This is a genomic window from Moraxella nasicaprae, assembly GCF_025643275.1.
GTDB lineage: Bacteria > Pseudomonadota > Gammaproteobacteria > Pseudomonadales > Moraxellaceae > Moraxella > Moraxella nasicaprae.
In genome coordinates, this window is sequence record NZ_CP089977.1 from 584,268 (window position 1) to 598,715 (window position 14,448).

General features: G+C 44.7%; 12 protein-coding genes. 5 read left to right on the top strand and 7 right to left on the bottom strand.

Annotated elements, in window-relative coordinates; all coding sequences use genetic code 11:
- Positions 1–27: 27 nt before the first annotated feature.
- Positions 28–1,017: a zinc-dependent alcohol dehydrogenase family protein gene (locus LU297_RS02735; RefSeq protein ID WP_263076881.1), complete on the bottom strand. Its 990-nt coding sequence runs from the start codon at positions 1,015–1,017 to the stop codon at positions 28–30.
- Positions 1,018–1,191: 174 nt separating this feature from the next.
- The gene (locus LU297_RS02740) at positions 1,192–1,749 is read right to left on the bottom strand and encodes a hypothetical protein (RefSeq protein ID WP_263076882.1); all 558 of its coding nucleotides are present in this window, start codon (positions 1,747–1,749) and stop codon (positions 1,192–1,194) included.
- 210 nt (positions 1,750–1,959) lie between these two features.
- On the opposite strand from LU297_RS02740, the gene LU297_RS02745 reads away from it, so the two are divergent.
- The 3 genes from LU297_RS02745 (at position 1,960) to LU297_RS02755 (ending at position 5,136) form a co-directional block, all read left to right on the top strand.
- Positions 1,960–2,880, top strand: coding sequence for a LysR family transcriptional regulator (locus LU297_RS02745; protein ID WP_263076883.1), 921 nt, complete (start codon positions 1,960–1,962; stop codon positions 2,878–2,880).
- A gap of 338 nt (positions 2,881–3,218) precedes the next feature.
- Positions 3,219–4,610: an FAD-binding oxidoreductase gene (locus LU297_RS02750; protein WP_263076884.1), complete on the top strand. Its 1,392-nt coding sequence runs from the start codon at positions 3,219–3,221 to the stop codon at positions 4,608–4,610.
- A 52-nt stretch (positions 4,611–4,662) separates the two neighbouring features.
- Positions 4,663–5,136: a thioredoxin domain-containing protein gene (locus LU297_RS02755; protein WP_263076885.1), complete on the top strand. Its 474-nt coding sequence runs from the start codon at positions 4,663–4,665 to the stop codon at positions 5,134–5,136.
- 92 nt (positions 5,137–5,228) lie between these two features.
- On the opposite strand, the gene LU297_RS02760 is transcribed toward LU297_RS02755, so the two are convergent.
- Together LU297_RS02760 and LU297_RS02765 are read right to left on the bottom strand one after the other, a co-directional pair.
- Complete coding sequence (locus LU297_RS02760; protein ID WP_432806277.1) at positions 5,229–6,248, bottom strand: ABC transporter substrate-binding protein; 1,020 nt, start codon at positions 6,246–6,248, stop codon at positions 5,229–5,231.
- Between the two features lie 176 nt (positions 6,249–6,424).
- Positions 6,425–7,531 (bottom strand): hypothetical protein, encoded by a 1,107-nt coding sequence (locus LU297_RS02765; RefSeq protein ID WP_263076887.1) that lies wholly within the window; start codon positions 7,529–7,531, stop codon positions 6,425–6,427.
- A gap of 235 nt (positions 7,532–7,766) precedes the next feature.
- Between LU297_RS02765 and LU297_RS02770 the strand changes: the two genes are divergently transcribed.
- Entirely contained in the window at positions 7,767–8,567 is an 801-nt protein-coding gene (locus LU297_RS02770) for a methyltransferase domain-containing protein (RefSeq protein ID WP_263076888.1), read from the top strand.
- Positions 8,568–8,576: 9 nt separating this feature from the next.
- A complete protein-coding gene (locus LU297_RS02775; protein ID WP_263076889.1) occupies positions 8,577–9,488 on the top strand; it encodes a DMT family transporter in 912 nt (303 codons plus the stop codon).
- Here LU297_RS02775 and LU297_RS02780 read toward each other — a convergent pair.
- The 3 genes from LU297_RS02780 to pepN all read right to left on the bottom strand — a co-directional run bounded on the left by LU297_RS02780 (position 9,457) and on the right by pepN (position 14,206).
- Positions 9,457–10,167, bottom strand: a complete 711-nt coding sequence (locus LU297_RS02780; RefSeq protein ID WP_263076890.1) for a 16S rRNA (uracil(1498)-N(3))-methyltransferase — start codon at positions 10,165–10,167, stop codon at positions 9,457–9,459. The genes LU297_RS02775 and LU297_RS02780 overlap by 32 nt on opposite strands.
- Positions 10,164–11,498 carry a 3-deoxy-D-manno-octulosonic acid transferase gene (locus tag LU297_RS02785; RefSeq protein ID WP_263076891.1) on the bottom strand — a complete coding sequence of 445 codons (1,335 nt, stop codon included), beginning with the start codon at positions 11,496–11,498 and terminating at the stop codon, positions 10,164–10,166. The genes LU297_RS02780 and LU297_RS02785 overlap by 4 nt, the downstream gene beginning before the upstream one ends.
- A gap of 137 nt (positions 11,499–11,635) precedes the next feature.
- Complete coding sequence (gene pepN, locus LU297_RS02790) at positions 11,636–14,206, bottom strand: aminopeptidase N (protein WP_263076892.1); 2,571 nt, start codon at positions 14,204–14,206, stop codon at positions 11,636–11,638.
- Positions 14,207–14,448 lie beyond the last annotated feature (242 nt).

A 14,448-nucleotide genomic window follows, 5' to 3' on the forward strand; every position in this document is an offset into this window, starting at 1 on the left:
CGGCATTCCATTTCATTTAAAAAACAATCAAACCTTAACCACAATCTTACCAATCTGCTGATTGCTTGCCATATATTCGTGGGCTTTAACCATTTCATCAAAGGCAAAGATTTTGTCAATTTCTGGGCGTAACTGACCGCTTGCCAAACCGTCATAAACAAATTGTTTGGCTTGGGCGAGTTTTTCAGGCACGGTGGTGATTTCAAAGAGTTCATACCCCCTCACCGTCAAATGTTTGCCCAAAATCGGAAAGACTGGCACAGCAATATCATCGTGGCTTAATGCCCCATAAATGATGTAACGACCATCTTGTGCCATTGCGTTGATGATTTTTGCCGCCTCTTGTCCGCCCACAGGGTCAAATACCACATTCACGCCTTTGCCGTTTGTGATTTTAAGAAGTGTGGCGGTTACATCGTCTTCGCTTGTGGCGACCACAAAATCCGCCCCTTTTTCCAAAAGTACATCGCCTTTGGCGTGGGTGCGAGACAAGGCAATCACCGTTGCCCCTTGCATTTTGGCGATTTGAATGCTTGCCAGACCGACCGAACTGGTTGCACCGCCCAGCACCACCACATCGCCTTTTTGTACTTTGCCAAACTCAATCAGTCCGCCATAAGCGGTAACAAACGCCATCCAACTGGCGGACGCTTGTTCCATTGTCAGATTGTCAGGGTGCTTGACCACGGCGTGTTTGGGCATATTGACGATTTCGCCATAAGTGCCGTATTCGGTAAACATAAAAGATGGAATAATGCTGACCTTATCGCCAATGGCAACTTCGCTCACACCCTCGCCAATCGCCACGACCACGCCTGCCCCTTCGTAGCCCAAAGTCGCAGGGAATACAGGGTCAATCACATACGCCCCTTCTCGGTACATCATTTCGGCACGGTTTAAGCCAATGGCGTGGATTTGGATTTGTACTTCGTGTGCTTTTGGTGTAGGAATTGCTACATCAACGATTTGTAGCACATCAGGCGAACCTGTTTTTGTAAATTGGATTTGTTTGCTCATTGTTTTGACCTTTTGTGAAAATAATGGGCGTATTTTAATGCAATGAATTTATTTTAAAAATCACATCAATCGCAAAACACTTTTGCTAAATTGGCATAAATGATTTTTCAGGCTTCTTGAAAAGAAAAACACCGCTTATCATAACGATAAACGGTGTTTTTTTAAAACATTGTCTTAAAAATTAATTTTAATCTCAACTGCCGAAATATCAACATCTGCGGCATAAGCGATCATTTCTTTCGCTTCGGCAATAATCTCAACCAAATCACGCTTGTCATCAACTTCCATCTTGGAGGCGTGATTGGTCATACTTTGTTTTGACATAAATGGTTGCCAATCTAAATCAGGTGAATTGACATCAAGCCCCATTTTTTGTAACACCTCATCAGCATTCAGATAAGAAACAGGGTAACGCTGTCCATTCGTCAGTTTTTTCCACACATTCTCCGTTGAATTATCTTGGGGTAATAACACATACTCACTAATTAGGATAATTTTTCTGCCTTTATAAGGCGTATCAGAAGAACAGCCTGCAATTTTTCCCAGCATATAGGCTTGTCCGTGTTGAAAACCATCATCTTTAGCAGACCAGCTCTCACGATGATTTCGCATTACCAAAACATATTTGGCATTTTTGACACGCCCAGACTGCACAATCCAGTAACCAATACCACCCTCTTCCTCAAAGGTGGCTAAATTTTTACCTGAATAAATACCGATAACTTTATCCATAGTTTAAACCTCGTTAAGAAATAAAACAGAATTTATGCGTATAATTATATAATTTATCGCTTAAATTTGTCAATACTTAGCGTTAATTTTTTTAAAAATATCGCTTAGTTTTTAAAAAATTATCGTTAATTATTGAAAATATCGCAAATATAATGCCATTTACCCAAAAATCTGCTAAAATAACAAAATACTTTTACCAAATCAGCACAAATGAACCCCAAAAACACCACACTCCACGCCCTAGAAATTTTTTTAGCCGTTGCCCGTGAAAAAAACTTTTCCGAAGTCGCCCGCCAGTACGATGTGGCAAGTTCGGTCATTTCTCGGCAAATCAAGCAGTTAGAAGACGATTTTGGGCAAACCTTATTTTACCGTAGCACAAGGGCGATGAGCCTGACGCAGGCTGGGGAAGTTTTTGCCACGCACGCCAAAGCGATTTTGGGCGAATTTTCCCATTTAACCGACAAATTAAATGATAAAAATCAAGAACCTAATGGCATTATTCACATCAACGCCCCTGTATTTTTTGGGCAAAAACACATCGCTCCACATTTGGGCGAACTAGCCAAACGCTATCCCAAATTACAAATCTACCTTACCCAAACCGATGATTTTATTGACCCTTATGGGGAAAAAGCGGACATTATTGTCAGAGTTGCCGTGCCGATGGACAGCAATTTAAAGCAAAAAATCATTGCTCGCCAACGCCATTTTTTGCTTGCCTCGCCTGCTTATTTGGCAAAAAACAGTACGCCCCAAACGCCTGATGAGCTTGCGACACATCAGGGGCTTTTTTATCGTGGGGAGTTGGGCGTATTGCGTTTTAAAAATTTAAATACAAATCAAATAATTGAAATTAAAGAGAAAATGGTCAGCAACAATGCGGACAGTTTGATTCAAATGGCAATGGACGGTGCAGGCATTGTGATGATGCCCGATTGGGCTGTGGCTGATGAAGTCAAAACAGGCAAACTTGTGCCGATTTTGTCCCATATCCCGATTGCCAGTGGTAATGAGGAGATTGTGCTTGCCATTTTGACGCCGCAAAGCACCTACCGCCCTGTGAGCGTGCAAGCGGTCATTGATTTTTTGGTGGAAAAATGGGACGGTGGTCAAGTGTGGCAGGTGTGATTTTTTAAGGATTTAAAAGATTGGGTTGCCCAATACGGCAATATACCTGTTGCCAGATGGGTTATTTTTATGTATGAACGATGAATCTGCTGAGCTTTGGTGTCAAGCTGAGCAAGATGAACACCAATTCAACTTTTAAAAGTCCCACCAACTTAATCGCAAATCATATCATGATGACAAAAATGGCATGGCGATTTTACCCACACCGCCTCAATGCCATCATGATATGGCAAAATTAACAGTCAAAAGCTTATTTTTTGGAAATATGGTTTTTAAAAATGGTGCATAATCTGTTATGATAAGACATCTTTTTTGTTGATAACATGAGAACAGCAGCCATGGATACAGCCACTTTTTTGAACGCTCTAAGCACGCTTCTGCCAGAACTTAGCATCAAAACCGACCAAGACAGCACCCAGCATTGGGGCAAGGACTGGACGGTACATTTTGAGGTGGATTGCTCGGCGGTACTTTTCCCAAAAAGCACCGAAGAAGTTGCCCAAATTGTTCGCCTTGCCAATGAACATCAGGTTGCCTTAGTGCCTAGCGGTGGTCGTACAGGGCTGTCATCGGCAGCGGTGGCAAGTCGTGGCGAGGTGGTGGTCAGCTTTGATAAAATGAATCAAATCGGTACTTTTTATGAAGCTGACCACATGGTCGAAGTTGAAGCTGGTGTGGTTACCAAGACTTTGCAAGAATACGCTGAAAGTCAAGGCTTGTATTATGGCGTGGATTTTGCTTCTAGTGGTTCTAGTCAGATTGGTGGCAATATCGGTACTAATGCTGGTGGCATTAAGGTCATTCGCTATGGCATGACTCGCAATCAAATCTTAGGTCTGACGGTCGTTACAGGCAAAGGCGATATCTTAGAACTGAATGGCGGTATGCTAAAAAACGCCACAGGCTATGATTTTCGCCATCTGTTCATCGGTGCAGAAGGCACGCTTGGTTTTGTGACCAAAGCCCTCATCAAACTAGAAAAACAACCCACCAACTTAACCGCAATGGTACTGGGCGTGCCTGATTTTGGCTCGGTGGTTGGTCTGTTAAACCGTTTTAATAAAGCACTAAATTTGACTGCTTTTGAGTTTTTTGACGCCATCGCCATTGATAAAGTCATCAGTGCAGGACACGCCAAAGCCCCCTTCGATAGCCAAACCCCGTTTTATGTGCTGCTTGAATTTGAAGCAATCAATGATGAAGTGCTAGACACAGCCATGTCTGTCTTTGAACATTGTGCCGAAGAAGGATTGATTGTCGATGGCGTGATGAGCCAAAGCGTGGGTCAGCTCCAAGAACTCTGGAAATTGCGTGAAAGTATCTCAGAAACCATCTCGGTATTTACGCCTTATAAAAATGATGTTTCGGTGCTGATTACGCATTTGGGCGATTTCATCAATGACATCGAACGCATCGTTAAAGACAATTATCCAGATTTTGAGATTTGTTGGTTTGGGCATATTGGCGATGGCAACCTACACCTAAATATCCTAAAACCTGACACTCTATCCAAAGATGAGTTTTTTGCCAAATGCCAAACGGTCAATCAATATGTCTTTGAAACCGTCCAAAAATACAAAGGCTCCATCAGTGCTGAGCATGGGGTGGGCATGACCAAAAAACCATACCTGACCTACACCAGAAGTGCTGCTGAGATTGAATACATGAAAGCCATCAAGGCGGTATTTGACCCAAACAACATCATCAATCCTGGCAAGATTTTTGACTAACCCAAACAAAAAGCCCTGCATTAGGGGCTTTTTATCAACATGAATCGATGCAATGAAAAATTTCTTCACAACACTTGTCAAATACCTACTGATATTCGTGGTGGTCTATGTGGCGGTCAATCTTTGGCGTTCGCCCAGCACGCCTGCCAAACAAGCTGATATGGGCATACCATCATCATTTTTACAAACTAGCCAACAAGAGCCTGTTTTGGTGTATTTTTGGGGAACTTGGTGCGGCATCTGTCGTCTAACCAGCCCCAATGTCAATGAAATGCACCTATCAGGCTATCCTGTCTTAGGCATTGCAGTCTCCTCAGGCAGCACAGACGAGCTGAATAATTATCTACAACAACACGATTACCGTTTTGCCAATCTTAATGATGAATATGGTCAGCTGTTTGCTGATTGGCAAGGTCAAGTTACGCCATCATTCATCATCATCACAGATGGTCAAGTTAGCCAAAGTTTTACAGGCATCACGCCTCTTTGGCTGATGAAAGCTCGTATGTTTTGGGCAAGCATCTAACCGCCATTGATAATCACGCAGTCTTGATGACAAAACCCCAATAACCAAAAGTCATTGGGGTTTATTATTGACACTCAATCTGTCATCATGGCTTATTTGGCTTGGCGAGCAGGCGTGGTATCAACATTCACGCTTTCGCCCAAAGTGGTCAAATCCACACTCACGCCTTGTTGGGCAGCGTGTTTTGGACTGATGAATAGCGTCAAAGTATTCATCACTTGTGGTTCAATCTCGCTGGGCGACTTACCGTCTAAGACCTGAGCAACCATCTTAGAGGCAGTAACACCAAAGTCATAGTCATTGACACCAAGTGCCGCTGCCGCACCACGACGCACGCTAAACTCATCAGAAGTGATTACAGGAATTTTTAGCTCATTAGCAGCTTGCACCATCGCTTCCATCGCTGATGCCACGCCATTATCTAGCGAAGTATATACCAAATCAGCACGACCTGCCAAAGAACGAGTCGCTTCGGCAACATCACTAGAACGATTGGCGGCAACATCAACCAGCTCCATGCCTCGTTTTGGTAATTCAACCGCCAATTTATTTTTGACCGCCACTGCATTCGCCTCGCCTGGACTGTACACAAAACCGATGCGTTTGGCTTCTGGCTTAATCTTGGTAAACAGCTCAATCTGTGGTTCTAGCGGTAATTGGCTTGATAAGCCTGTGATGTTTGGCTGTGTGCCTTTATTATTTTCATCAATCAATTTGGCAGCAACAGGGTCAGAAACCGCTGTATAAATCATTGGAATCGTGGTGGTTGCCGCTGCCAAACTTTGGGCTGATGGCGTTGTGATACCAATGATGGCATCAGGATTATCTGCCACAAACTGCTTGGCAATCTGTCCAACCGTCGCCATACTGCCTTGTGCTGATTGGAAATTAACCGTCAAATTTTCGCCATCTTTATAGCCCAAACTTGCCAAACCATCAATCACACCCAAGCGAATGTCATTCAACGATGGGTGCTCAACAATAGCAGTGATGGCAATGGTCTTGGTGGCTTTTTGTTCGCCTGTCGCCACCTGAGCATCGGCAGGTTTTTGGGTCGCCTCTTCTTTACAACCTGATAAAATACTGGCTGTCAAAGCCAATGGTAAGCCCATACGATAAATGACTTGGGCAAATTTATTGCGTGGTAGATTCATCACAACTCCATCAATTTTTACTAAAATAAAAAATATTCTAGCACATAATCGCCCAGTCTTGCTAGAATTATTGACAAACAAAAACACCCCAAATCTGCTGATTTAGGGTGTTTGGCATCACAAAAACAAGGTAATCAGTAAGTTTCGCCAGTCTCAACAATGGTAATCTGTGCTGGTGCTGCTTGTTTGCTTGGCTGAGCGGTTGGTGCGATGTCTTTTTTTGGCTCAGCTTTTGGGGCTGGTTTTGAAGTATGTTCGCTCTTTGGTTCAGCTTTTGGCTCAGTTTTTTCGACTTTTGGCTCTGATTTAATGATTTGTTTGGTTTGTTCGCTGACCAAAGTATCTGTCTTCGCCTCTTCTTTGGCTGCGGCTGCTGGGGTAGATTTTTTTGGTTCACTGGACTTGTTTTGGACAGCCTGCTCGCTACGCTTTGGAGTTGGTGTGTCGTTATTTCTGCGTGGTTGCTCCTTTTGAACCACTCGCTCTGCTCTTGGCTGTTGTGAGCGAGTCGCTTGCTCTTTGGCAGGACGACTGACCGTCTCGCCTGCTGGACGAGAAATCGGTGCTGCTGACACGATTTGGTTTTCTTGCATCTTCACCACCGCCTCTGGTCGCACAGATACGGTTGGTGCAGCGATGTTTGCCATCTGTTCATTTGACTCATCTGGCGTTTGGGTATGCACCACGCTGGCGGCAGCAACCAGCACATCAGCCAGCAATGCTACGGCTGGGTGTTCTTCGCCAAGCACCGCCTTATTATCCACGATTTGATAAGAAAAACCCTGTGCCACAAGACGACCTGCAATGATTTGCACTCCTGCTTGCTCTGCACGCTGAGCCAGCGGCATCTGACTTTCTGCAAATAGTGTCTCTGCCGCTGCCAAATCAGTCGCTTGCGGTGTCAGATACACATCAGCAACACAGCCACCCTCAACATTGGCAACATTTTGCAAATCAATCGCCACTGATGATAGCTTGCCACGAACTTTGGTCTCCATGTCTTGCATTTGCAATTCTGACAAACCTGATAGGCGTGCCAATGATGCGTCCAGCAACGCTGCTTGCAAAGAATCGCTCAGACGATTTTTTAGGCTATGGTCATCACACACGGCAGCGATTTGTGTCACCACAGGCTTGGCAACTTTCATGCCATCTGATTCGACATCATTTTTTTCACAGCCAAACAATGCCAAAGCTGCCACCGCTGGAATACCAAAAAATTTTAGCGTTGTTGTTTTCATAATTTGCTCTAAATGCTGACAATCTTTTTTTAAAATCTATCTTTAATGACACAAAACCAAGCTGGCAAAGCCATAATATCATGGCTATGGCATATCTTTATTGCTATTGGTATAATAGCACCTATCGTGTGCCAAATTTCAACATTATACCACAAGCCCATTGATTTGATAGTAACAAGATGACAAAGATTTGGCTTGGATACATTTTTTCTGTTTAATTTTACAAACCATTAACATGACTGTCACAAATCACCCTGCCCAAGATAGAAATTTTGATGCCATCAGTGACCATTTTGCCAAAAAAGTCTATGGCGGACTTAAAGGTCGTATCCGTCTTGCTGTACTCCATCATGATATTGCCGAAATCGTCACGCAGTTAAGTCAAGCACTTGCTCGCCCCTTAAAAATTCTTGATGTGGGTGCAGGACTTGCCCAAATCAGCCTCTCCTTGGCAGACAGTCATCAAGTTACCATCAATGACATCTCAGCCAATATGCTGGCACTGTCCAAAGAATATGCCGCCAATCAACACATCAACACCGATGGCATACGATTCATCATTTGTCCCTATCAAGCATTATCATCGCATCTTGCGGACGAAAAATTTGACCTAATCTTATGCCATGCCGTGCTAGAATGGCTGGGCAAGCCTGAACAAATCATGGACTTTTTTGACCGTCACTTGGCAGATGATGGTGCATTATCATTGTGCTTTTATAATCCTGCCAGTCTGACTTATCGCAATCTGGTGATGGGTAATTTTTATCAGCTAAACAACCCAAAAACAGCTGATAATAAAAGCCTAACTCCAAATCACCCTGTCGCCCCAGAGGTCGTGGAAGAATGGCTACACCAGCATCGCTATCAAATCATACAACAATCTGGCATTCGAGTATTTTCTGATTATGCACCGCTCAAACGAGGCGGTCTAACCAATGAAGATGCGGTGGTTGAGATGGAGCTAAAATATTCAAGACAGATGCCATTTCGCCTGATGGGTCGTTACTTACATTTGATTGCCCAAAAAAAACTTTAAGGCAATAACATGCACAAACAACAACTGATTGGTTCACTACAAGTGATTTTGGCAGGCATCTGCTGGGGCAGTTTAGGGATTTTTTCAACCAAACTGGGCGAGCTTGGCGTAGATAGTTTTGGCATTGCTGCCTTGCGTATCGTGACGGCATCGCTGTTGATTATCATCATCACACCAAGACTATTTCCCATCATCAAGACGCTTGATGGGTCGGCATGGTTTGGTTTGATTGTCCAAGCCATCATTGGTGTGCTTGGCATGACTTTTAGTTATTTTTATGCTGTCAAAACCGTAGGCGTCAGCATGGCGGTGGCATTATTGTACACCGCACCTGTATTTAGTCTGATTTTTGCCAATCTATTGCTGGGCGAACGCATCGCCAAAAAATCCATCTACCTATCCATCATTGCCGTGCTTGGCGTGGCGTGCCTGATGGCACAAGACGGTTTGTCGCCAACGGTTGGCATGGCGATTGGATTATTATCGGGTGTCTGTTATAGTCTTTATGGCGTGCTGGGCAAAAAAGCCATCGCTAACGCCACACCTCCTTTGTTGATATTTTTTAGCTCCATCACCATCAGCAGTCTGATTTTATTGGCTTTGCCAAGCACTTGGCATGCTTACCAAATCATCGCCACACTACCCACCTCAAACTGGCTACTGGTATTAGGACTTAGCGTGATTGGGACGATTGCACCGTTTTTATTGTACATGAGTGCCTTGGACAAATTGTCCGCCACAACCGCCTCCATCTTTACCATCATTGAGCCTTTGACAGCGATTTTACTGGCAATTTTTTTGTTAAATCAATCCTTGCAGCCCTTGCAAATACTGGGTATTGTATTGATTATTCTGGCAACTTTGGCAAACGCTGTGGGCAATCATACCACTAGCCCAGCCAACGACCCAGCAACGCATTGACCGCAGCTTCGGTGCGTAAAATCCTATCTCCAAAACTCACCGCCTGCACGCCCACGCTTTGTAATAACTTGATTTCATAAGGAATAAAACCGCCTTCTGCCCCCACAATCATCACTTTGGGCAAGCCGTCAGCCAAATAATCCGCCAGCCTTGTTTGGGCATAAGGGTGTGCCACCATCGCTCGTCCATCGCCAATCATGGCTGGCAATTCATCTTCCACAAAGGGCTTAAACCGCTTTGCTAGAATAATCTTGGGTGGTATCGTATCCACACCCTGTTGCAGTCCCTCCAACACAAACTCATCAAGCCGTGCCAATAATGGCGACCCCCAGTAGGATTTATCCGTGCGATAGCTGTTCATCAGCACCATCTGCGATACGCCCATTGCCGTCATGTCCATCACAAGCCGTCTTAGCACTTTGGGTCTTGGTAGGGCAAGCACCACCGTCAAATCCAGCTTATCAGGCGATTTTTTGGTCAAATGAACATCATCAAGCACAACGACATCATCGATTTGCCTGATGATTGCCGTACCCAACAATCCACCAATCTGACCCACTTTTAGATCATCGCCCACGCCTGCTCCCAGTACCGTTTTGATGTGTTTGATGGTGTTTGGGTCGTGAATGATGGCAGTATGCTGGTGGATTTGTTCTTGGTTTAATAAAATCACATTCATGCTAACTCTTTTGCCAATACCGCCAAAATTTTTGTTAATTGTGTCTGCAAGGCAGATTGTTTGGCGGTTACCAAATCTTTGGCAAGACCGCCTTTATCCGTGCCAGATTTGACCGCATCAAAGCGTTTGGCAAGCGTCTTTGACAGACTATCCCACACATCAGGTGTATCAGGCAAACTGTCCAATGCCCCAATGTCTGATAATGCCTCGACCAACTGATGGCAGTTTTCATCATACTGCCCCATGATGATGGGCTTGCCAAAGCTGGCAGGCTCGATGGGGTTGTGTCCACCGATTTTTGGCACAAAAGAACCTCCAACCACCGCCACATCACAAAGCTGATACCACGCCAACAGCTCGCCCATCGTATCCGCCAAATATACTTGGGTGGATTCATCAATCATTTGTCCCAAAGAGCGTCTTGCGACAATCAGCCCACTATCTTGGCATGACTGATACACCGCTTCAAACCGTTCGGGGTGGCGAGGCACAAGAATCAATAGCAAATCATCTCTGCTTTGGCACAGCTTGGCATGAGCATTTAGGGCGATACCCTCCTCGCCATCATGCGTGCTTGCCATCACCCATACAGTACGATTTGCCAAAATCGGCTTGAATGCCTCTACCAACGATTGATTGGTCTGGTTCGGCTTGGTCAGACTGACCCATTTTAAAGAATCAGCGACGCTTAATTGGTTGGCAGTCGCCCCAAGTTTGGCAAATTTTTGAGCAAATGCCTCATCTTGGGCAATGATGTGGCTGATGTTTGCCATCATGCTGGCGGATACTTTGGCAAACTTATGATAGCCTTGATATGATTTTTCGCTCAATCTGGCATTGACCATCACGGTTGGTATGCCATGTTTTTTTGACAGATACAGCGTATTTGCCCATAATTCTGTTTCGATGAACAGCACCATCACAGGCAAGACATACGCCAAAAATCGCTCAATCACCGCCTGATTATCCACAGGTACAAAACTGTGCGACACAAGACCTGACGCCAACTCATCGGCAAATAGCTTTTGTGCTTGGGCAAAACCTGTCTGTGTCGTACTGCTTATCCATAAACCAAAACCCAGCTCAATCAGTTTTTTTAGTAGCGGATAAGCGGTGTTTAATTCGCCCAACGACACCGCATGACACCAAATCACCCCTCGACAACCCGTTGGTCTGGACTGATAACGCACGCCAAATCGCTCGTCCAATTCTCGTGATAGCGTGGGCAGGTTCTTGGATTTTTTTTGCACCAACAAACGATATAGCGGCGTCAATACCTTGATGGCAACTTGATAATACATCGGTGGTGGTGTGGCAATCTGTACAGTCATGTGTCTGGGTGTCGGTTAGATGGTTGATTGATTTTATGATGGCATTGTAGCATTTTTGGCAAAAAGTAAACAATGGATAAATGAATGACACAAAAAAGACAGACCCATCGATCTGTCTTTTTTATTAAGATAAATGCTTATTTATCTTTAAGCATATTGCCCAAGACTTCCAGCACATTTTTGGAGCTGACGACTTGTTGTAGCTGGCTGAGATACTGCTTGGCAATGGTGCGAGCCTTCTCTTCTAAGGTGTACCAACGAGCAAAACCGCCCAGCATACGAGCTGCCACCTGTGGATTAGATTTATCCAATCTTTCGATGGCAGATAAATACAGCTGCAAGCCCTCTTCTGACCATAATTGAACAGGTTTGGCTGACAATGCCCCTAGCGTGGTGCGAACACGGTTTGGCGTATTCCAATCATAGTCTTCTCGTTGCATCAAGGCAGCGATGTCTGCCACCGAAGTCTTGCCAGAGGCAGCCTGCACGCTAAACCAGCTGTCAATCACTAACTCTTCGTCAGCAAATCTGTCATAAAAATCAGCCACAAACTCCGCCTTTCTTGGCAAATCATGATTGATGATGGCACTTAATACCCCAAATCGCTCACTCATACAACCTGCTTGTTGATACTGCTCATAAGCCCAAGTGTCAGCTTGTGCAATCTTGGCGGTCAAAGCAATGTCAAGCAAGATATTGCGAAGCAATCTTCTGCCACGAGCGTCAGGCGTATCTTCATAAGCCACCAATGGCAAGGCTTGATACCAATCGCCCACCACATCAGCCAAGCCATCTGCGATGATTTGAACCAGCTCATCACGGCGTGCTTTGACTTTGGCTGGGTCATAGTTTTCTTCATACGCCATGCCCAGCTCTTTTTGGCTTGGCAAATCAAACAGTCTGGCAGCAAGCATTGGGTCAGACTCACGCAGCTTGCTCACGGCAGGTTTGAGCGATGATAAGATGAATGAAGCGTCATCAGTCTGTCCTGCAAGCCAGCGATTGATGAGTGTTTGCAAGGCTTGCCATCTGTTGAAGCCTTCGGTCTCATGTGCCACCAAAAACGCCAAATCCTCATTGGTGTAGTCAAATTCTAATTTCACAGGTGCTGAAAAATTACGCAACACCGACACCACAGGGCGAGAATCTGCATCAAGATTGATGCCCTCAAACTCAAAACTTTGAGCATCTTGGGTCAAAAGCAGCATTTTTTGGGCAAGCAATTTGCCTGACTTGCCATCAAAAATCGCTGTATCAACAGGGATTGGCAAGGCAATCGGAGCATCATAGCCTGCCACATGGCGAGTTTTTTGAGCAAGATTCACAGTGACTGTATCGCCATTGACCACAAAATCTCCCGAAACCACAGGCGTGCCAGGCTGACGATACCAAGGCAAGAACAAGCTGGCTCTCTCATCAGCCGATGCCAATGCCGACAAGAAATCCTCCACCGTTACCGCCTGACCATCATAGCGTCTAAAATATTCATCAGTGCCTTGACGGAACTTTTCTTTACCCATCAAGGTTGCCATCATTCGGACGATTTCCGCTCCTTTTTCGTAGATGGTCAAGGTGTAAAAATTGTTAATCTCCACAAAGCTCTCTGGGCGTACAGGGTGAGCCAGACTACCAGAATCCTCATCAAACTGTGCTGAGCGAAGTAGTGCCACATCATCAATGCGTTGCACCGCTTTTGAGCGAAAATCACCTGAGAAACTTTGGTCACGAAATACCGTAAAACCCTCTTTTAGGCAAAGCTGGAACCAATCACGGCAAGTGATGCGGTTGCCTGTCCAGTTATGAAAATACTCATGAGCGATGACCGATTTGACTCGAAAACTTCTTTCGTCAGTAGCAGTCTCTGGGCTTGATAGAACACAAGAAGTGTTAAAAATATTCAAGCCTTTATTTTCCATCGCACCCATATTAAACTGACTGGTCGCCACAATCATATAGCGGTCTAAGTCATAGGCACAGCCATAGTTTTCCTCGTCCCACTTCATCGAGTCTTTTAGGGCTTGCATGCCTACATGGCATTTATCGATGTCGTGGGCGGTGGCGTACACTTCTAGTAATACTTCTCGTCCTTCCATCGTGGTAAAGGTATCGCTAAGCACTTCTAGATTGGCAATCACACAAGCAAACAGATAGCTTGGTTTTTTGGTCGGGTCATGCCAAATGGCAAAATGTCTGTCATCATCAAGCTCGCCTGAGTCAATCAAATTACCATTGGCAAGCAAGGTCTTAAAGCGTTTTGGTGCTTCTAGACGAGTGCGGTATTCGGTCAAGACATCAGGTCGGTCTGGAAAAAAGGTAATCTTACGAAATCCTTCTGCCTCACATTGAGTAACAAACATCAGCTCATCGCCACTGCCAGCTTGATACAAGCCTTCTAGCGTGGTGTTGGTCTGTGGCACAATTTTGACCACGGTTTCTAGCACAAACTCATCAGGGGTGTGATGAATGCTTAAAGTCTCATCATCAACAGCATAATCAGCAGTATCTAGTGCTTGTCCGTCAATGGCGATGCTTTGTAATTGCAAATCCCTGCCAAATAACACAAACTGCCCCGCCGTCTTTCTCTCATAAGCCGTCTTGGCATACACGGTGGCATATTCATCATACAATTTGATGTCCAAATCGATGTTCTTGACTGCAAATACAGGTGGCGTGTAATCTTTTAGATAAACTTTGGTTGGTTCTGACATATTTCCCTCTTATGTTGTCTGATAAAAAACAAGATTTTGGCAATCGACCTGCCAAGCCAAACATACTACCAAAAAATCCCCATCAAAAAAAGCCCCATGAGCAGTTATGGTGCATTTTCATTCATCTGTGGTATTTTTTAGACACCATGCGTTACGCTTACCCCTGATTCCAACCGTAACTGAACACAACAAAGATAAATCCTTATGTGAAATATGACAATTTTTAGCAAAAAATTCTTGTA